Genomic DNA, 20,074 nt, shown 5'->3' on the forward strand with positions numbered 1-20,074 from the left:
AACTGCCACCTTGCGCCGCGTGGCGCGCCATCGCAGGAGTGGCCCGCCCGCAACCCGTTGAACGACCGAGCACCGCGCGATGACCGAAGGCGTCCCCACGCCCACCCCCGCCCCGGCGGAGGAGACCGACGACGGCGGCAGCTACCTGCCGCTGATGCTGCTCGCCCCCGTCGGCGGCGCCATCGCCGGCCTCGTGTGCGCCCTCTTCCGCCTCGTCCTCACCGAGGCCGACGATTGGCGCGTCGCCACCGTCACGGGCCTCAAGGGCGACGGCTCCAACGGCCTTCTCCTCGTGGTCGGCGCGTCGGCGGCGGCCGCCGGCCTCGCCACCTGGCTCGTCCGGCGCTACGCCATCGAGGCCGGCGGCAGCGGCATTCCTCACGTCGAAGCGGTGCTGCGCGGCGAGTTGAAGGCGTCGGGCCTCCTCCTCGTGCCGGTGAAGTTCGTCGGCGGCCTGCTCGCCATCGGCTCCGGCCTCGCCCTCGGCCGCGAGGGTCCGAGCGTGCAGATGGGCGCCACCATCTCCGAGGCGCTCGGCCGGCTCTACAATCTGAGCCGCGCCGACTGCCGCGTCCTCCTCGCCGCGGGCGCGGGCGCGGGCCTCGCCACCGCCTTCAACGCACCGATGGGAGGCGCCATCTTCGTGCTCGAGGAGCTCGTCCGCCGCTTCGAGACCCGCATCGCCATCGCCGCGCTCGCCGCGTCCGCGTCCGCCATCATCGTCTCGCACGCGATCCTCGGCTCGGCGCCCGACTTCCGCTTCCCGGCCGTCACCGTCCCGGAGCCCACCGACATGTGGCTCTATGTCGTGCTCGGCACGCTCGCCGGGTTCGCGGCGGTCGCCTACAACAAGGCCGTGCTCGGCGCCCTTGCCCTCAACGACAGCCTCGCCGCCGTGCCCGCCTCGGCGAAGGCGGCCGTCATCGGCGGCGTCGTCGGCGTGATCGGCTGGTACGCGCCGCGCCTCATCGGAGGCGGCGACACCCTCACCCAGAGCGCCCTCCTCGGTGAGGGGATGATCCTGTCGCTCGCCCTTCTCTTCCTCGCCCGCTTCGCCCTCGGCGCCCTCTCCTACGCGGCGGGCACGCCGGGCGGCCTGTTCGCCCCGCTCCTGGTGCTCGGCGCCCAGCTCGGCCTCGTGGTCGGCGTCGCCTTCGACACGATGATGCCCGCCGCCGCCCTCGAGAAGGCGGGCTTCGCCGTGGTCGGCATGGCCGCCCTCTTCGCCGGCGTGGTGCGCGCTCCCCTCACCGGCATCGCCCTGGTGCTCGAGATGACGGCGAGCGCCACCATGCTCCTGCCGGTGCTCGCCGCCTGCTTCATGGCGATGCTGGTGCCGACGGCGCTGCGCAACCCGCCGATCTACGATTCGCTCGGCCTGCGCACGGCGCGCCTCGCCGCCCGCCAGCGGGGGTCGAGGTGAGGCTCAGTCGGTCGGGCAGAGATAGGCGGCCGTCATGCCGCCGTCGACGGAGAGCGCCTGGCCGGTGATGTAGCTCGCCTCGTCGCTGCACAGATAGGCCGCGGCGTCGGCGATCTCGGAGGGCTCGGCGAGGCGGCCCATGGGCATGTGAGCGCGGCGGAAGGCGAAGCCTGCGGCGTCCTTCACGATCGCCTCGCCCATCGCGGTGCGGGTCACGCCAGGGAGCAGCGCGTTGGCGCGAATGCCCTGCCGCGCGTAGGCGACGGCGATCTCCCGCGTCATCGCCACGACGCCCCCCTTGGAAGCGGTGTAGGCGATCTGCGAGGGCGTCGAGCCCATCAGCGCCACGATGGAGGCGGTGTTGAGGATCACCCCGCCGCCGCGCGCGACGAGCGCCGGCACCTCGAGCTGGCAGGCGAGGAACACGCCGGTGAGGTTCACCGCCATCGTCTTCGCCCAGGCCTCGAGCGGCGTCGTCGCGATGTCGCCGTCCGCCGGATGGACGATGCCGGCGTTGTTGAAATAGACGTCCGCCCCGCCGAGGCGCGCGTCCACCGCCGCGATCATCGCCGCGAGGCTGTCGGCGGAGGCGACGTCGACGCCGACGGCGATCGCCTCGCCGCCGGCGGCCGCGATCGCCGCCGCCGTCCGCTCCGCCGCGGCGAGGGCGATGTCGGCGCACGCCACCCGCGCCCCGTTCCTCGCGAAGGTCAGCGCCGCCGCCTCGCCGATGCCGTTGCCGGCGCCGGTGACGACGGCCGTCTTGCCGCCGAGCCGCATCTCAGCGCTCGTCGAGCGCGGCGGCCGGCGCCTTGTCGCGCCGCAGCCTGCGGGTCATGTCGTCCCAGATGTCCTCGAACTCCTCGCCCGCGAGGATCCCTTCCCGCCGGAACGCCATCACCAGCACGATCACCGCGCCGAGGAAGAAGCCCGTGAGCCCGAACATCTCCGGAAAGTCGATGCCGAGGAGGACCGGCCCGCTCTCCAGCGTGCGCGTGATCTCCGAGCCGAGCGCGATGACGATCGTGCCGCACACCGCCCCGGACACGCTGCGCATGCCGCCCAGAAGCAGCATCGCCATCATCAGGAAGGTCTGGTTGAAGTAGAACGAGGTGGGCGCGATCGTGCCGAGATTGGTGGCGAGGAGCACGCCGCCCGCCCCCACCACGATGCCCGACAGCGTCCAGGCGATGAGCCGCAGCCGGTCCACCGGCACCCCCATCGCCTTCGCCGCCAGCATGTTGTCGGACGAGGCGCGAAGCTGCACCCCGTACTTGGAGTCGCGGAACAGCTTGGCGACGAACACCGCGATGATCGACGCCCCGAGCCCCCACCACAGATTGGAGATGATGGGGATGCCGTAGAACGCCCGCGGTCCGCGGAAGAGCTCGATCCAGTTGGTGAACACCACGTGCACGATCACCAGGAAGGCGAGCGTGCCGATCTCCGCCCCGACGCCCTTCAGCCGGCTGATCGCGAGGCCGACCACGTAGGCGACCACGCCCGTCACCAACAGCGCCAGGATGATCGAGGGAATCGGGCCGAGCACCACCTGGTCGAGGTTGAACGGCGCGTCGGGGATCAGCGTGCGCTTCAGCATCAGCGGCGTCATGAGGATCGCCACCGTGTAGGCGGCGATCCCCGAGAAGGCGGCGTGGCCGAAGCTCGCGGTGCCGGAGTTGCCCATGAAGATCTGCAGCCCCACCACCATGGTGAGGTTGATGAAGAACACGTAGCCGACGCGGATCTGGTAGGGCTGGCCGTAGCGCATCACCAGGATGGCGATGGCGACGAGGATCGCCGCCGGGATCAGCGTGCGCAAAAGGGTCTGGCGGACGAGATCCATTATTCCTTGTCTCCGAGTTCGGCGCGGGTGCCGAGGAGGCCGGTGGGCCGCCAGATGAGCGCGGCGCCGACGAGCAGGAAGACGATGGCGTCGCGGAAGCCGGCGACGTCGGACGGCAAGGTGGCCTGGAGCACCACCTCCAGGATGCCGAGGACGAGCCCGCCCGCCGCCGCGCCGAGGAGCGAGCCGAAGCCGCCGAGGACGCAGGCGACGAACGCCTTCAACACCGGGGTGAAGCCCATCAGCGGGTCGACCGCGCCGCGGCGGGCGAGGATGAACACCGCCGCGAGCCCGGCGAGGAAGCCCGACACCGCGAAGGCGCCGAGGATCACCCGGTTCGCCTGGATGCCCATCAGGCGCACCACGGTGAAGTCCTTCGCCGCCGCGCGCATCGCGAGGCCGAGATTGGTGCGGGTCAGGAGGAGCACCAGGCCGGCGACGGCGCACACCGTGGCGCCGGTCTCGAGGATCTGCACCACCGGCAGGTTGAAGCCGCCGAAGCTCATCGTCCCCTGCATCCAGGAGGGCACCGGCACCGGCTTGGGCCGCGTCGCGACGAAGATCACCAGCGCGTTCTGGATCACGATCGACACGCCGAAGGCCGTCAGAAGCCCCGTCGTGGCGGGGGCGTTGCGCACCGGGCGGAAGGCGATGCGCTCGAACAGCATCGCCGCCACCACCGCTGTCAGGACGCAGATCGGCAGGAGGAGCACGGGGTTGCCGACGAACGTCGCCGCCGCGAAGAACATCGCATAGCCGCCGAGGGTGATTAGCTCGCCGTGGGCGAAGTTCACGAGGTTCATGATCGAGAAGACGATCGCGAGCCCCAGCGCCAGGAGCGCATACTCGCCGCCGACGCTGAGCGCGTTGATCGCCTGCTGGATGACGTATTCCATCTCTATGCCTTGTTCGGAAGCGACCCGCGGCCCTAGGCGACGCCCGTGCCGAGATAGGCCTCCATGAGCTGATCGGAGGCGGCGAGGTCCTTGGCGGCGCCCTCGTAGACGACGCTGCCGGAGGCAAGGACGTAGGCGCGGTCGGAGAAGGCGAGCGCCTCGGAGGCGTTCTGCTCCACCACGAGCATGGTGAGGCCGGACTTCTTCATTTCCAGCATCAATTCGAAGATCCGGTCGACGATGCGCGGGGCGAGGCCGAGCGAGGGCTCGTCGAGCATCAGCATCGTCGGGGCCGACATCAGCGCGCGGGCGATCGCCAGCATCTGCTGCTCGCCGCCCGACAGGGTGGACGCCGTCTGGTGGTAGCGCTCCTTCAGGATCGGGAACATGTCGAGATAGGTGTTGAGGTCCCGCTCCGTGGCGACGGGGTCCTTCCGCGTCGCCGCCCCGAGCCGCAGATTCTCGGCGACCGACAGGCCGGCGAACACCCGCCGTCCCTCCGGGGTGAGGGTCAGGCCGCGCGCGACGATCCCCTCCACCGGCACGCGGGTGATGTCCTCGCCCTTGAAGGTGACGCGGCCGCCCGACACCGGGACGATGCCCACGACGGACGACACGAGGCTCGTCTTGCCCGCTCCGTTGGGGCCGAGAAGGGCGACGATCTCGCCCTCCTCCACGTTGAGGCTGACGCCGCGGACGGCCTGGATGACCCCGTAGTTGACCGAGACGTCGCTCAGGCTGAGCATTCAGGGCGCCGGGATGTAGTCGGGCATCACCTTCTTGATGAGGGTGAACTTGCCGTCCTTGATCTCGACCATCGCCATGTTGCGCAGGGGCACGCCGCCGCGGTCCTTGTAGGTGATGGAATCGGTGGTGATGCCTTCGAGATCGGCGATTTCCTTGATGGCGTCGTTGATCGCCGAGGGCTCGGCCGAGCCCGCCGCCTCGATGGCGGTGGCGATGATCGTCACGGAATCGCCGGCGAGGCCGAAGAAGATGTTCTCGATCTGATAGCCGCGCGCCTTGCAGTCGGCGTAGAACTCGGCGAGCGCCGATCCCTCGGTCGGGAAGCCGTGGGTGGTGAACTTCACGAGCTCGGCGCCCGCGCCGCCGATGTCGATGACGCCCGGATCGTCGAGCCCGTCGGTGCCGAAGATCGGGATCTCGAGGCCCGCCGCCTGCATCTGGCGCGGGAACACGCCCGCTTCGGGCACGATGAAGGCGCCGAACACCACATCGGGCTTCGGATCCATGTTCTGGATCTCGGCGACCTGGGCCGAATAGTCGGAGAGGCCGGAGTTGTAGTTGATCTTGCCGAGCACTTTGCCGCCGAGATGCTCGAAGGCGTCACCGAAATATTCCGGCGTCACCAGCGAGTAGGAGCCGACGTCGTGGGAGACCATCAGCACGGTGGTCTTGTAGCCCATGTCGATGGCGAGCTGGGCGGCGGCCGCCGCCGCGGCGTTGTCGCCGTAGGGGACCAGATAGGCGTTCATCGGCATCGCCATCGGGAAGGCGGGCTGGGTCGAGGCGACGGTCAGCACCGGGGTGCCCGTCGGCATCGCCAGCGCGGCGATGGGGATCGACATGTCGTCCGTCGGCGGCGACAGGATGGCGGAGACGCCGAGGTCGAGAAGCTCCTGACCGGCGGTCGCCGACAGCGCGCTGTCGGACTTCATGTCGCGCAGCTCAAGGCGGAGCTTGCGGCCGCCGAGGAGTCCGCCCGCCTCGTTGATCTGATCGATGCGGCAGCGCACTCCGTCGGGGCTGTCGTAGGGGGCCAGCGCGCCGGTGACGGCGGCGGCGTAGCCGATGACGATGTCGTCGTCCTGTGCCAGCGCGGGTGCGGCGGCCGACAGCGCCATCGCCGAGGCGGCGAGCACCGCGACGGCCCCGCGGCGGGTCCTCGTCATGTCGTTCATGATGTCCATTCCCTCTCTCGCGATGGGTCCCGCCGCCGTCATGCCGTTGGCAGCCGCGCGGGGGTCGCCCCCCACCGCGGCCCGGGCCGGACCGGTTGTTCAACTCACGGCAGATTTCGTCCCGAGATAGACCTCGATGACCTCTTTGTTGACGCGCACCTCGTCCGGCGTTCCCGAGGCGATCAGCTCGCCCATGTGCATCACGTTGATGCGTTCGGAGACGCGCATGATGAACTTGAGGTCGTGGTCGATGACGACGACGCCGCAGCCGAACTGGTCGCGGATCGCCCGCACCGAATCGATAAGGCCGACGGATTCGGCTTCGTTCATGCCCGCGGCCGGCTCGTCGAGGAGCAGGATGTCGGGCGCGAGCGCCAGCGCCCGGGCGATCTCCACGCGCCGCTGCTTGCCGTAGGGGAGCGTGCCGGCCTTGAGGTCGCCGTCGCCGGCGAGGCCGATCAGCTCCATGATCTCCTCGATCGACCGCGACGCCCGCTTGTGCGCCCGGTGGCGCAGATAGGTGGTGTAGGCCACCTCGATATTCTGGCGCACCGTCAGGCGGTGGAAGACGCGGATATTCTGGAAGGTGCGGGCGATGCCGGCGATGGCGCAATCGGCCGGCGACGCGCCGTTGAGCGACACCCCGCCGAGGCTGATGTCGCCCTGGTCGGGCGTCAGCGTGCCGGAGATGAGGTTCATCAGCGTGGTCTTGCCGGCGCCGTTGGGGCCGATCAGTCCCACGATCTCCCCTTCCGAGCAGGTGAGCGACACGTCGCGCACGGCGTAGACGCCGCCGAAGTGCTTCGACACGCCCTCGATCGCGAGCGTCGCCGGCAGGGCCGCGACGCCGGCGCGCGCCGGATCCGGGGTGGTATGCGGGATGGCCGCCAAGCCTGCACTCCGTTTGGTCATGCCGCTCAAACCAGCATGGTCTACAAATCAGACCAAATTGCCGTCACTTGTCAACCGCGCCCATCGCGACCCGGCCGCCTCCACAGACAGCCCGACGCTTGGCCAATCTGGTCGATATATCAATGAACTCATAGCACTACACTAAAACTCGACACATTCGTACGCCGCAACGTGCCCGGTAATTCGGACCGGTTCGGCGTGCGGGCGGAGACGCGACGTCACCGCCTCGATCGCACGCCGATTGACCTGCCGAGGCCATGCAAAATAGCAGCCAATCGCCCGCAGGGCATGTCGATTTCATCGCAAAAACTCGCGATTTCAATATCTTAGCCGCGAGCGCGAAAGTGCTGCCTCCCGCCGCCGGCGCGAGTGATGGATTGACAGTGGCCGACAATTGGTCTGTCCTTCAAACCAATGATCCGGACCGGATCAGGCCTCCCGCAATCACGGAGCCCGTCGATGCTCAGCAACAGCCTGGCACAGAGCGCCCTCGACCACTGCATCTTCCCGATGATCGATGCCGCCGAGGTCCACCGCACCGGGCCGATGGTGTTCCTGGAAGGCAAGGGCCTCTCCCTCACCACCGCCGAGGGCAAGACCATCAAGGACATGATCTCCTCCCACACCCGCGCCAACTCGCTCGGCTACGGCAACACGGAGATCGCCGAGGCCTACGCCACCCAGGCGGCCAAGATGCACTATGGCGGCACCGCCAACTTCACCTCCGAGCCGATGATCCGCCTCGCCGAGACGATCGCCGATCTCGCCCCCGGCGACCTCTCGCGCGTCTTCTTCGTGAGCGGCGGATCGGAAGCGGTGGAGTCGGCCCTCAAGATCGCCAAGCAGTACCAGCAGGGCAGCGGCAACAAGCCCAAGGCCTACAAGGTCATCTCCCGCTGGAACGCCTATCACGGCGCCACCATGGGGGCGCTCTCGGTCACCGACTGGCTCTCCGTCGCCGACGTCTCCGACCCGCGCGTGCCGGGCGCGAGCTTCATCCCGAACCCGCAGTGCTACCGCAACGAGTTCGGCATGGACCCCGACGCCTATTTCGATCTCTGCGCCGACTATCTGGAAGCCCAGATCAAGTTCGAGGACCCCGACCTCGTCGCCGCCTTCATCGCCGAGCCCGTGATGCAGGCGAACGGCGTGCAGATCGCCCCCAAGCGCTATTTCGAGCGGGTGCGCGAGATCTGCACCAAATACGGCGTCCTCCTCATCATCGACGAGGTGATCTGCGGCTTCGGGCGCACCGGCAAGTGGTTCGCCAACCGCCACTATGATGTCGAGCCCGACATCATGACGACGGCGAAGGCGCTGACCGCGGGCTACGCCCCGATGGGCGCGGTGGTGACGACGCCGGCGATCGCCGACGCCATCGCCCACTTCCGCCACGTGCACACCTTCTCCGGCCACGCCGCCTGTGCCGCGGCCGCGCTCGCCGTCATCGCCATCAAGCAGCGCGAGGGGCTCGTCGACAAGGCGCTCGCCAACGGCGTCTATTTCCAGGACGCGCTGAAGAAGACAATTCTGCCGCTGCCGATCGTCGGCGACGTGCGCGGGCTCGGCCACTGGCACGCCGTCGACTTCACCACCGACAAGGCGACCAAGGCCGCCTTCGCCGACGGCACGGTGAAGGCCGTCGCCGACCGCATGTTCGAGCTCGGCGTGCTCGTCGGCATCGCCGGCACCGCGATCGAGATCGCCCCGCCGCTGATCGCCACTCCCGCCGACATCGACGAGACGGTGGCGGTGATGGAAACCGCCATCAACGACGTCGTCGCCCGCCGGAATCTCGCCTGACGATGCGCTTTCGCGACCGCGTCGCCATTGTCACCGGCGGTGGCGGCGGGATCGGCCTCGCCGTAGCCGAGGGCCTCCTCGCCGAGGGCGCGAAGGTCGCCGTCATCGACGTTAAGCCCCGCCCCGCCGCCTACGACGACCACGGCGACGCCATCCTCTACGCCGAAGCCGACCTCGCCGATCCGGCCGCGATCGCCCGCATCGTCGCCGACGCGACGGCGCGCTTCGGCCCGGTGAACCACCTCGCCAACGTCGCCGGCGTCGCGATGTGGGGCCGCGACGGCTCGGTGGTCGACATGGACCTCGCCCACTGGCGCACGACGCTCGACATCAACCTCGATGCCATCGTCCACCTGGTGCGCGCCGTGGTGCCGTCGATGCGGGGGGCCACGCCCGCCTCGATGGTGCACGTCGCGAGCGTCGTCGGCGTGCGCTCGATGGACAACGCCATGGTCGACGGCCCGCTCGACGCCTACCAGGTGTCGAAAGCCTCGGTGATCTCCCTCTCGCGCAGCCTCGCCATCTCGCTCGGCGCGGACCGGATCCGCTCCAACACCGTCTCCCCCGGCTCGATCTGGACGCCGATGACCGACGGCATCTACGCCGACCCCGCCCGCGTCGAGAGGATGGCCGCCCGCACCCCGCTCCACCGCGTCGGCCGGCCCGAGGACGTCGCCGACGCGTGCCTCTTCCTCCTGTCGGATGCCGCCGACTTCATCACCGGCGTCGACCTGCCCGTCGATGGCGGCCTTCTCGCCAAGCTCGTCTGATGCCCCTCTTCCGCCGCGACGAGGCGCTCGGCCTCACCTTCCGCGCCGGCGATCTCGCCGAGCTGCAGCGCTCCACCCACGAGCTCGCCATCGAGGCGGTCGGCGACGGCCGCTTCGAGGACGCCGCCGCCCTCGCCGCCTACCTCCTCGAGGAGGCGTTGGAGCCGCAGGAGGCCTTCACCGAGTGGGCCGCGATGCTGCCGGCCTTCCTCCTCGAGCGCGGCGCCGCCCCTGAGAAGGTGGCGGCGGAGGAGATACGCATCCACCGCCTCGTCGCCGGCACCGAGCGCTTCGACTTCGCGGCGGGATGGGCGCGCTATCGGGGCGAGGTGGAGGAGATCCGCCGCCTCTGCGCCGCCCGCGACGGGGCCGCCGCGGACCTCGTCGCCACCGCCGCGCGCCACTGGCGCGAGGACCACGACATCAAGTGCGACATCGTGTGCGAGCTCCTCGCCCTCGTGCCCCGCTTCCTCTCGGAGCAGGCCGTGGTGGACTTCTGGGACCGGGCGATGGCGGTCTGGTATCCGAACTATCGCCGCTTCGCCCTCGCCGCGCAGCCTTGGGAGGTCTCCCGCGGCCAGCTCGTCGACATGGCGGTGCTCGCCCTGCGCGGCCACATGCCGGGGGCAGGGCGCGGCGGCGCCATCGCGATCCGAGACGAGGGGGACGCCATCGCCCTCGAGTTCGCCCCCTGCGGCTCGGGCGGGCGCACCTTCGACACCGCGCCCGACGGGACGCCGCCGCGCGTCGAGCCGCCCTACGGCCACCGCCTCGTGGAGGGGCGGCACGACTGGGCCTGGAACCGGCCCGGCGTGTGCCTCTACTGCACCCACTGCTGCCGCCTCGGCCAGCAGAAGGCGATCGAGGTGATGGGCTTCCCCGCCCGCGTCGTCACCCCGCCGGTGTGGCCGCAGGACCGCGACAAGGCGGTCTGCACCTGGCGCATCTACAAGGACCCTTCCGCGGTGCCGCAATCGGCCTATAGGGACGTGGGCGCCACGCCGCCGGAGAACGACGAGCCATGACCACCATCCTCGCGCTTGCGAGCGCCTACCACATGGAGACCTTCGAGGCCGGCTCCATCGGTCGGGCCGTGGAGGCCGCCGGCGGCCGCTTCGAGTGGCGCAACCGGCGCCTCGGCGAGGCGATGCCCGACAGCCACGAGGGCTACGACGGCATCGTCGTCTTCGGCGGCGAGATGGCCGTCTACGAGGCTGAATACCGCCCGTATTTCAGCCACATGGAAGAGCTCGTGCGGAGCTTTCACGCCGCCGGCAAGCCGGTCCTCGGCTCCTGTCTCGGCGCCCAGGTCATCGCCCACGCCTTCGGCGCAAAGGTCTACCGGGCGGGCGTCTTCGAGTGCGGCTTCACCCCGCTCGTGCCGACCGCCGCGGCGGCCGACGACCCGCTCCTCGCCGGCACGCCCTCCCCCGTCCACCTCTTCGAGATGCACGGCGACACCTTCGACCTGCCCGACGGCGCCGTCCCCCTCCTCGCCGGCGGCGTGGTCGCCAACCAGGCCTTCCGCCTCGGCGCGGCGACCTACGCCTTCCAGTGCCACCACGAGGTGACACCGGAGATCGTCGGCGCCTGGAACGCGCGCATCGACGAGCACAACCCCACCTTCTTCGCCGACCTCGGCGGTCCGGACCCGCGCGCGCGCCAGCCCGCCGACTTCGCCCGCTACCAGGCGGCGCAGGAGGCGTTCGCCCTCAAGGTGACCGCCGCCTGGATGGACAAGGTGAAGGCGCGCCTCAGCCTTCCGGCCGAACCGCGATGATCATGTAGTTGACGTCGGCGTCGCCCGAGAGGCCCCACTCGTCCTTCAGCGGGTTGAACACCACGCCCACCGGGTCGTGCGCCATCAGCGCGTTGGCCTCGAACGCCTCGCGCAGCTCCTCCGGCCGCACCAGCTTGTCGAACTGATGGGTGCCCTTCGGCAGCCAGCGCAGCACATATTCGGCGCCGACGATGGCGAGCGCGAACGCCTTCAGCGTGCGGTTGATCGAGGCGAACACCGTGATGCCGCCCGGCCGCACCATCGCGGAGCAGGCCGCGACGAACTCCGGCACGCTCGCCACGTGCTCCACGATCTCCATCGCGAGCACCACGTCGAAGGTCTCGCCGGCCTCCGCCAGCGCCTCGGCGGTGGTGGCGCGATAGTCGACGCTCACCCCCGTCATCGCGGCGTGGCGCTTGGCGACCTCGACGTTGGTGGGCGCGGCGTCCGCCCCCACGACGTCGGCGCCCATCCGCGCCAGAGGCTCCGCGAGGAGCCCGCCGCCGCAGCCGATGTCGAGCACCCGCAGGCCCTCGAGCGGGGCTTCGAGCCGCGGCTCGCGCTCGAAATGGCGGCACAGCGTCTGGCGCAGGAAGGTGAGGCGGACCGGGTTGAATTTGTGCAGCGGCCTGAACTTGCCGTTGGGGTTCCACCACTCCGCGGCGAGGCGGTCGAACTTGTCGACTTCCGCCTGATCGATCGTTGCCATGTCGGACCTTGGTTGTTTGCGAGCCTTACCCCTGCTAGCTAGCAGCCTTCCACCGCGTCGCAACGCACAAGATCCTTTTCCATGTCCCGTATCGTCATGAAGTTCGGCGGCACCTCCGTCGCCGACATCGCCCGCATCCGCCACGTCGCCGCGCACGTGAAGCGCGAGGTCGAGGCTGGCCATCAGGTGGCCGTGGTCGTGTCCGCCATGGCGGGGGAGACCAATCGCCTCGTCGCGCTCTGCCGCGAGGCGGCCCCGCTCCACGACGCCCGCGAGTACGACGCCGTCGTCTCCTCCGGCGAGAACGTCACCTCCGGCCTTCTCGCCATCGTGCTGCAGTCGATGGGCATCGAGGCCCGCTCCTGGCAAGGCTGGCAGATCCCGCTGAAAACCGACGAGGCCCACGGCGGCGCCCGCATCGCCGACATCAACGGCGCGGCGCTCATCGAGCGCTTCGAGCGTGGTCAGGTCGCCGTCATCGCCGGCTTCCAGGGGATTTCGCCGCTCAACCGCATCGCGACCCTCGGCCGCGGCGGCTCCGACACCACGGCCGTCGCCATCGCCGCCGCCATCAAGGCCGACCGCTGCGACATCTACACCGACGTCGACGGCGTCTACACGACCGACCCGCGGATCGTGAAGAGCGCCCGCCGGCTACCGAGAATCTCCCACGAAGAGATGCTGGAGATGGCCTCTCTCGGCGCCAAGGTCCTGCACGTGCGCTCCGTCGAGCTCGCGATGGTCTACGATGTGCCGCTGATGGTCCGCTCCAGCTTCGCCGACCCCGTCATCGCACCGCCCGGCACCCTCATCACCGGCGAGGATACCGACATGGAATCAGAAACCGTCACTTCGATCGCCTACTCCCGCGACGAGGCGCAGATCACCCTGCGCGACGTCCCCGACGCGCCCGGCGTCGCCCACCGCGTGTTCGGCCCCCTCGCCGAGGCCAACATCAACGTCGACATGATCGTCCAGAACATCTCCGAGGACGGGTCGACCACCGACATCACCTTCACCATCCCCCAGTCGGAGTACGAGCGGGCGATGAGCGTGCTCGAGACGGCGCGCGACACCATCCGCTTCGCCAAGATGGTCGGCGACACCGAGGTGGTGAAGGTCTCCGTCATCGGCGTCGGCATGCGCTCGCACGCCGGCGTCGCCGCCACCGCCTTCCAGGCGCTCGGCGAAAAGTCGATCAACATCCGCGCCATCACCACCTCGGAAATCAAGATTTCCGTGCTGATCGACGCCGCCTACACCGAGCTTGCCGTGCGCACGCTGCACGGCGTCTATGGTCTCGACAAACTCACTCACTAAATTGCATCACGTGGGCGTGCGGATCGGCCGCGGCAGGACCGCACGCCCAAACTTTGATTTATTTCGCTGCACGGCTGGGACGTGTATGCTTCAACCGGCTGTGGACCAATGGTTGAACGCCCCCTTAGCGCGGGAGGACCGATGCGCGACACGCTCGCCGGCCCCAGGCAGCTCATCAAGCAATTGCACGCCGTCATGGCGGCGCCGATGGAGGCGCAGGCCCGGCTCGACCAGATCGTGCGTATCATCGCCGACAACATGGTCGCCGAGGTCTCTTCGCTCTACATCCTGCGCCAGGACGACGTTCTGGAGCTCTATGCCACCCACGGGCTGAACCCGACGGCGGTGCACCGCGCCGGGCTGCGGCTCGGCGAGGGCCTCGTCGGCCGCGTGGCGAAGACCGCCCAGCCGCTCAACATCATCAACCCGCGCTCGCACCCCTCCTTCGCCTACCTGCCGGAGACCAACGAGGAGGACTACAACACCTTCCTCGGCGTTCCGGTCCTGCGGGCCGGGCGCCTCCTCGGCGTGCTGACGGTGCAGAACCGCACCCCCCGCCGCTACGACAACGAGGAGGTGGAGGCGCTGCAGACGACGGCGATGGTGATCGCGGAGATCGCCGGCACCGGCGACCTCGACAAGATCCCCCAGCCGACGGCCGCCCTCGACATCCGCCGTCAGATCCACGTCTCCGGCGTGACGCTCAACGAGGGGGTCGGCCTCGGCCGCGTGGTGCTGCACGAGCCGCGCGTCGTCGTCACCCGCCTCCTCAACGATGATGTCGAGCACGAGTTGAACCGGCTCGAGACGGCGCTCGAGAAGGTGCGCGGCACGCTCGTCGCCCACCTCTCGCGCGACGACGTCGCCGCCTCCGGCGCCTCGCGCGACGTGCTCGAAGCCTTCCTGATGATCGCCCAGGACCGCGGCTGGGCGCGCAAGATGGCCGACGTGGTGCGCTCCGGCCTCACCGCCGAGGCCGCGGTGGAGCGGGTACAGACCGACAACCGCGCCCGTCTGATGCGCTCCACCGACCGCATGGTGCGCGAGCGCCTGCACGACCTCGACGATCTCGCCAACCGCCTCCTGCGCGAACTGATGGGCCGCTCCTCCACCTCGCTCGCCTCGGTCACGGGGGATGCGATCCTCGTCGCCCGCTCGATGGGCGCGGCGGAGCTTCTCGACTACGACCGGGCCCGTATCCGCGGCCTCGTCCTCGAGGAGGGCACGCCGGCGAGCCACGTCACCCTCATCGCCCGCGCCCTCGGCATTCCGACCGTCGGCCAGGTCGCCGAGGTCACCTCGCTGGTTGAATCGGGCGAGGCGATCATCGTCGACGCGGACGGCGGCGACATCCACATCCGCCCCTCGGCCGAGGTGGAGAACGTCTTCGCCGAGAAGGTGCGCTTCCGCGCCCGCCGCCAGGCCCAATATCGGCGCCTGCGCCATCTGCCGGCGGCGAGCCGGGACGGCATCGAGGTCACCCTGTCGATGAACGCCGGCATGCTCGCCGACATGGACCACCTCAAGGAGTCCGGGGCGGCCGGCGTCGGCCTGTTCCGCACCGAGGTGCTCTTCATGGTGGCCCCGTCGCTGCCGCGGATGCACGCCCAGGAGCAGCTCTACCGCAAGATCAACGAGATGGCGGGGGGCCTGCCGGTCACCTACCGCTCGCTCGACATCGGCGGCGACAAGATCCTGCCCTACCTGCGCAACGTCGACGAGGAGAACCCGGCGATGGGGTGGCGCGCCATCCGCCTCGGCCTCGACCGACCGGGGCTGCTGCGCACCCAGATCCGCGCCCTCCTCATCGCCGCCGGCGGGCGCGAGCTGAAGCTCATGTTCCCGATGGTCACCACCGTCGCCGAGTTCAACGCCGCCCGCACCCTCGTCGATCGCGAGCGCAAGTTCCTGCACCAGCACGGCTACACGCTGCCGGAGGCGACCAAGCTCGGCGTGATGCTGGAGACCCCCTCGCTGCTCTTCGAGCTCGAGGAGCTGCTCGCTGTCGCCGATTTCGTGTCCGTCGGCACCAACGACCTCTACCAGTTCTCGATGGCGGCCGACCGCTCGAACATGCGCGTGTCGGGCCGGTTCGACATTCTGAGCCAGTCCTTCGTGCGGATGCTGAAGCACATCGCCGACAAGTGCGACGCCGCCAACGTGCCGGTCACCGTGTGCGGCGACGTGGCGAGCCGACCGCTCGAGGCACTGTGCCTCGTCGGCCTCGGCTACACCCATCTGTCGATGCCGCCGGCCGCCATCGGACCCGTCAAGGCGGCCATCCGAGCGACCGATTTTGGACGATTGCGCGCACGATTGTGGCCAAGGCTTGAAGCCGGCCGCGGAAACGACGACATTCGTCACATCCTGTCGCGTTTCGTGGATGCGAACGACATTCCAGTCTAGGACCTTTGATGATGTTGCGTCAGCGGCTCGACGAAGTGGTCGACCGCTTCAATATCTTAGAACAGCGTATGGCCGCCGGCCCCAAGGCCGACGAGTACGTGGAGCTTTCGCGCGAATATGCCGAGCTCGAACCGCTCGTGCGCAGCGTCTCGGCGCTGCGCGAGGCGGAGAAGGAGCTCGCCGGGATCGACGAGCTGCTGAGGTCGGGCGACGAGCTCGCCGAGCTCGCCGAGGCCGAGCGCCCCATCGTGGTCGAGACGATCGACCGGCTCGCCGACGAGATCCGCGTCGCCCTGCTGCCGAAGGACGAGGCCGATTCCAAGAGCGCCATCCTCGAGGTGCGCGCCGGCACCGGCGGCCAGGAGGCCGCCCTCTTCGCCGGCGATCTCTTTCGCATGTACGAGCGCTACGCCGGCGAGCACGGCTGGAAGGTCGAGGTGATGTCGATGTCGGAGGGCGAGGCCGGCGGCTTCAAGGAGATCATCGCCGCCGTGCGGGGCGAGGGCGTCTTCGCCCGCCTGAAATACGAATCGGGCGTCCATCGCGTGCAGCGCGTGCCGGTCACCGAATCGGGCGGGCGCATCCACACGTCGGCCGCCACCGTCGCCGTGCTGCCCGAGGCCAAGGACGTCGACATCGACATTCCCGCGAACGACATCCGCATCGATACGATGCGCGCCTCCGGGGCCGGCGGTCAGCACGTCAACACCACCGACTCGGCCGTGCGCATCACCCACCTACCGACCGGCATCGTCGTCACTTCCTCGGAGAAGTCGCAGCACCAGAACCGCGCCCGTGCCATGGAGGTTCTGCGCGCCCGCCTCTACGACATGAAGCGCCAGGCGGCGGCCGACGAGCGGGCCGCCGACCGCAGGACCCAGGTCGGCTCCGGCGACCGCTCCGAGCGCATCCGCACCTACAACTTCCCCCAGGGACGCGTGACGGATCACCGCATCAACCTCACCCTCTACAAACTCGACGAGGTGCTGGCGGGCGGGCTCGACGAGATCATCGACGCGCTCGCCACCGACCATCAGTCCCGCCTTCTGGCAGAGGCCGATGGTTGAGGAGGGCCCCCTCCCCGTCACCGGCGACATCGATCTCGCCGGCCTCTACACCACGTTGAAACGCGTGTTTCGCGAGGCTGGGCTTCCCACTCCCGACCTCGACGCGCGTCTCCTCGTCATCGAGACCCTGGGGGTCTCGACCGCCCAGCTCATCGCCAATCCGCGCCTGCCGATCTCGGAGGAGCTGGCGCGCGAGCTCAACGAGCGTGCCCGGCTGCGCCTGTCGGGGCAGTCGATCGGCCGCATTCTCGGCCGCCGCGCCTTCTGGTCGCTCGATCTGCGCCTCAATCGCGACACCCTGGAGCCGCGTCCGGAGACCGAAACTGTCGTCGAGCTTGCGCTTTCCTTGCTGCCGGCGGTTGAAACTCCCCTCCTCATCGCCGATCTAGGTGTGGGAACGGGCGCGATCCTCCTCGCGATCCTGTCGGAGCGCCTCAACGCCTTCGGCATCGGCATCGACATCGCGGAAGGCGCCCTCCGGGAGGCCGAGAGGAACGCCGAGCGCCACAATCTCGCCGACCGGGCGGTCTTCGCCATCGGCAACTTCGGCGCCCCGCTCGCTCCTGTGTTCGATATGGTCGTGTCCAACCCGCCCTACGTCGCCACGGCGACCATCGCGGACCTCGACCCTGTCGTTCGTGACCACGATCCTCGCCTCGCCCTCGACGGTGGCGAGGACGGGCTCGACTGCTACCGCACCGTCTTCTCGCAGGCGAGCGGAATGCTGAAGCCCGGCGGCACGCTGATCGTGGAGATCGACCCGGCCGCCCGCGACGCCGTGATCGCCGTCGCGGAGGCCCGCGGACTGAGCGTTGCCGCCGTCGCGGACGACCTCAACGGCGATGCCAGAGCCGTTGCTTTTAGGTTTGCGTAAGATTGAATCGACCGCGCGGGAAAAGACGCGGCAGATGTCGAATTAAGTCTTGGAAATGTGACATCGAACCGCTAACGTCCGCTCGTCGGCCGATGGATCCGGGCAACGAAGCTGCCCTAGGATCATTGTGTGCCAGCCCCCGGAACGGGGGCAACCGCTATCACGAACGCCATGAAGGCGACGGGTCGGGTGTGTTCTCGGCGAGCCCGTGAGAGGTCTCGTTCCCCCGGTCGTCCATTGTGGTGGAGCGTGTGGTGCGCTGCCTGGCGGCGCTCCGAACCGAACCGACGGGACTCGGCCACGGACTTCGTGCGTGGCGCGGCGGAACCGTGGAAGGACAGCGTTTCCCCTTCCGCGGCACTGCCCCCTTTGGTTTCGACGTTGTGTCCCGGATGAGAAACGAGCTGATGAGACCGAACAATTCGAGCAAGCGTCTGCGTGGTCGTAGCCGGAGCAAGAGCAGCAATCCGCTCGCCCGCTCCTACGAGTCCAACGGTCCGGACGTAAAGATCCGCGGCACCGCCCTGCAGGTGGCCGACAAATATGCCCAGCTCGCCCGCGACGCCCAGTCCTCCGGCGACCGCGTGATGGCGGAAAACTACTTCCAGCACGCCGAGCATTACTACCGCATCGTCGCCCAGGCCTACGAGCAGTCGAACCCGCAGGGCGCGCGCGAGCGCCGCGACGACGGCGACCGCAGCGGCCGCTACGACGACCGCAGCTATCGCGGCGAGCAACCCACCATCAACGGCTTCGACGGCATCGAGGACGACGACGACGGGCTGCGCCGCGCGATCCGCGCCAACGGGTCCGACCGGCACAGCCACGACGACGACGGCGAGGATGGCGACGACGAGGCCACCGTCCAGACCAACGGCACCCCCCACCAGGCCGCCGAGGACGAGAAGCCCGAGAGCGAGGAGACCGGCGAGGTCGAGGCGACCGTCGCCGCGCCGAGCGCCGACAACGCCGCCGCTGCCGAGGCCGAAGGCGAGAGCACGGCCGAGGCCGAGGAGGAGCAGCCCAAGCCGCGCCGCCGCACGCGCACCCGCAGCACGCGCACCCGCACCCGCCGCACCACGGCGAGCGAGGCCGACGCCGCTCCCGAAGCGACCGAGCCCACGAGCTGATCGAGCCCGTGAGTTCACCGGGCCCGTGAACCGACCGGGCCCGTGAGCTGACGAAGCACCCGCGCCGACCGGCGGCCCCGGACACGGGCCGCCTCATCGTCCCTCGTTCCATCCGCTCTGGCGGGCCGGCCTCCCGGTCCGCCCTTTTCATTCCGGCAAGCCTCCGCGGGATCCGCGGCACGACGCGCCCGCACCGCCCGCTCATCGGGCAGACCGCGTTCCCCGGTCGCCCTGCATGGGAGCGATCGGCCCGCGCACGCTGGCCGTTGGGGCCGTTCGGCGACCTGCCAATTTTTCTTACAACACGCACAAAGTGCCTTCTTTCCAGGCAACTATCCCTTATCTATAGGATGGCGTCGGCCTCTCCGGCGGCGCCCGCGGCGGCATCTGCGCCGTGCCATCCCAACCCGGCGTTCGAGTTCCGCTGTCCGCCGGCCCAAGGAGGTTCCATGGATATCGAGAAATTCTCCGACCGCACGCGTGGCTTCATCCAGGCCGCGCAGACCAATGCCATCGGCGCGGGCCATCAGCAGTTCACGCCCGAGCACATCCTGAAGGCGCTGCTCGACGATTCTGAGGGTCTTGCGGCCGGGCTTCTCGAAGCCGCGGGCGCGCGCCCGCGCGACGCCCTCGCCGCCACCGAGCGCGCCCTCGCCCGCATGCCCAAGGTCGAAGGCCCCGGCGCCGGCCAGCTCCACCTCGTCGCCCCCACGGTGAAGGTGCTCAACCAGGCCGAAGAGCTCGCCAAGAAGGCCGGCGACAGCTACGTCACCGCCGAGCGGCTGCTCCTCGCCCTCGCCAGCGAGCCCTCCACCGAAGCCTTCAAGATCCTCAAGGCCGCCGGCGTCACCCCGCAGGCGCTCGAGGGCGCCATCGCCAAGCTGCGCAAGGGTCGCACCGCCGACACCGCCAGCGCCGAAGGCCAGTACGACGCGCTCAAGAAGTACACCCGCGACCTCACCGAGGACGCGCGCGCCGGCAAGCTCGACCCGGTCATCGGCCGCGACGAGGAGATCCGCCGCACCATCCAGGTCCTGTCGCGCCGCACCAAGAACAACCCGATCCTCATCGGCGACCCCGGCGTCGGCAAGACCGCCATCGCCGAAGGCCTCGCCCAGCGCATCGTCAACGGCGACGTGCCGGAGAGCCTCAAGGATAAGGCCCTCCTCGCCCTCGACATGGGCGCCCTCATCGCCGGCGCGAAATATCGCGGCGA

Annotated in this window: 18 protein-coding genes; 11 read left to right on the forward strand and 7 right to left on the reverse strand. The window is 69.5% G+C overall.

Annotated elements, in window-relative coordinates; genetic code table 11:
• Positions 1–79: 79 nt before the first annotated feature.
• The gene (clcA, locus tag JCR33_RS22415) at positions 80–1,423 is read left to right on the forward strand and encodes a H(+)/Cl(-) exchange transporter ClcA (RefSeq protein ID WP_198884368.1); all 1,344 of its coding nucleotides are present in this window, start codon (positions 80–82) and stop codon (positions 1,421–1,423) included.
• 3 nt (positions 1,424–1,426) lie between these two features.
• Here the strand turns inward: clcA and JCR33_RS22420 are convergent, their stop codons facing one another.
• From JCR33_RS22420 to JCR33_RS22445, 6 genes are all read right to left on the reverse strand, one after another.
• Positions 1,427–2,203, reverse strand: coding sequence for an SDR family NAD(P)-dependent oxidoreductase (locus JCR33_RS22420; RefSeq protein WP_198884369.1), 777 nt, complete (start codon positions 2,201–2,203; stop codon positions 1,427–1,429).
• Between the two features lies 1 nt (position 2,204).
• Entirely contained in the window at positions 2,205–3,269 is a 1,065-nt protein-coding gene (locus tag JCR33_RS22425) for a branched-chain amino acid ABC transporter permease (protein WP_198884370.1), read from the reverse strand.
• The gene (locus JCR33_RS22430; protein WP_198884371.1) at positions 3,269–4,165 is read right to left on the reverse strand and encodes a branched-chain amino acid ABC transporter permease; all 897 of its coding nucleotides are present in this window, start codon (positions 4,163–4,165) and stop codon (positions 3,269–3,271) included. The genes JCR33_RS22425 and JCR33_RS22430 overlap by 1 nt, the downstream gene beginning before the upstream one ends.
• A gap of 32 nt (positions 4,166–4,197) precedes the next feature.
• On the reverse strand, positions 4,198–4,911 hold the full coding sequence (locus JCR33_RS22435) for an ABC transporter ATP-binding protein (RefSeq protein WP_198884372.1): 714 nt from the start codon (positions 4,909–4,911) through the stop codon (positions 4,198–4,200).
• Complete coding sequence (locus JCR33_RS22440) at positions 4,912–6,087, reverse strand: ABC transporter substrate-binding protein (protein ID WP_211110518.1); 1,176 nt, start codon at positions 6,085–6,087, stop codon at positions 4,912–4,914.
• Positions 6,088–6,186: 99 nt separating this feature from the next.
• On the reverse strand, positions 6,187–6,978 hold the full coding sequence (locus tag JCR33_RS22445; protein WP_232372762.1) for an ABC transporter ATP-binding protein: 792 nt from the start codon (positions 6,976–6,978) through the stop codon (positions 6,187–6,189).
• A 480-nt stretch (positions 6,979–7,458) separates the two neighbouring features.
• Between JCR33_RS22445 and JCR33_RS22450 the strand changes: the two genes are divergently transcribed.
• Genes JCR33_RS22450 through JCR33_RS22465 form a run of 4 tightly spaced genes read left to right on the forward strand, consistent with a single transcriptional unit; the run spans position 7,459 to position 11,352 of the window.
• On the forward strand, positions 7,459–8,802 hold the full coding sequence (locus JCR33_RS22450) for an aminotransferase family protein (RefSeq protein ID WP_198884375.1): 1,344 nt from the start codon (positions 7,459–7,461) through the stop codon (positions 8,800–8,802).
• Between the two features lie 2 nt (positions 8,803–8,804).
• Positions 8,805–9,572, forward strand: a complete 768-nt coding sequence (locus JCR33_RS22455) for an SDR family NAD(P)-dependent oxidoreductase (RefSeq protein ID WP_198884376.1) — start codon at positions 8,805–8,807, stop codon at positions 9,570–9,572.
• Positions 9,572–10,597 carry a hypothetical protein gene (locus tag JCR33_RS22460; RefSeq protein WP_198884377.1) on the forward strand — a complete coding sequence of 342 codons (1,026 nt, stop codon included), beginning with the start codon at positions 9,572–9,574 and terminating at the stop codon, positions 10,595–10,597. The genes JCR33_RS22455 and JCR33_RS22460 overlap by 1 nt, the downstream gene beginning before the upstream one ends.
• Entirely contained in the window at positions 10,594–11,352 is a 759-nt protein-coding gene (locus JCR33_RS22465; protein WP_198884378.1) for a type 1 glutamine amidotransferase, read from the forward strand. Before JCR33_RS22460 ends, JCR33_RS22465 begins: the two co-directional genes overlap by 4 nt.
• On the opposite strand, the gene ubiG is transcribed toward JCR33_RS22465, so the two are convergent.
• Complete coding sequence (ubiG, locus tag JCR33_RS22470; protein WP_198884379.1) at positions 11,327–12,061, reverse strand: bifunctional 2-polyprenyl-6-hydroxyphenol methylase/3-demethylubiquinol 3-O-methyltransferase UbiG; 735 nt, start codon at positions 12,059–12,061, stop codon at positions 11,327–11,329. The genes JCR33_RS22465 and ubiG overlap by 26 nt on opposite strands.
• An 81-nt stretch (positions 12,062–12,142) precedes the next feature.
• Between ubiG and JCR33_RS22475 the strand changes: the two genes are divergently transcribed.
• The 6 genes from JCR33_RS22475 to JCR33_RS22500 form a co-directional block, all read left to right on the forward strand.
• Entirely contained in the window at positions 12,143–13,381 is a 1,239-nt protein-coding gene (locus tag JCR33_RS22475) for an aspartate kinase (protein WP_198884380.1), read from the forward strand.
• A gap of 141 nt (positions 13,382–13,522) precedes the next feature.
• Complete coding sequence (ptsP, locus tag JCR33_RS22480) at positions 13,523–15,787, forward strand: phosphoenolpyruvate--protein phosphotransferase (protein WP_198884381.1); 2,265 nt, start codon at positions 13,523–13,525, stop codon at positions 15,785–15,787.
• Positions 15,788–15,795: 8 nt separating this feature from the next.
• Positions 15,796–16,854, forward strand: coding sequence for a peptide chain release factor 1 (prfA, locus tag JCR33_RS22485; protein ID WP_198884382.1), 1,059 nt, complete (start codon positions 15,796–15,798; stop codon positions 16,852–16,854).
• The gene (gene prmC / locus JCR33_RS22490) at positions 16,847–17,728 is read left to right on the forward strand and encodes a peptide chain release factor N(5)-glutamine methyltransferase (protein ID WP_198884383.1); all 882 of its coding nucleotides are present in this window, start codon (positions 16,847–16,849) and stop codon (positions 17,726–17,728) included. The genes prfA and prmC overlap by 8 nt, the downstream gene beginning before the upstream one ends.
• A gap of 407 nt (positions 17,729–18,135) precedes the next feature.
• On the forward strand, positions 18,136–18,858 hold the full coding sequence (locus tag JCR33_RS22495; protein WP_198884384.1) for a DUF4167 domain-containing protein: 723 nt from the start codon (positions 18,136–18,138) through the stop codon (positions 18,856–18,858).
• Between the two features lie 449 nt (positions 18,859–19,307).
• A partial coding sequence (locus JCR33_RS22500; protein WP_332461252.1) for a Clp protease N-terminal domain-containing protein occupies positions 19,308–20,074 on the forward strand: 767 nt, incomplete at its 3' end.

Source organism: Acuticoccus mangrovi (genome assembly GCF_016411865.1).
Classification (GTDB): Bacteria; Pseudomonadota; Alphaproteobacteria; order Rhizobiales; family Amorphaceae; genus Acuticoccus; species Acuticoccus mangrovi.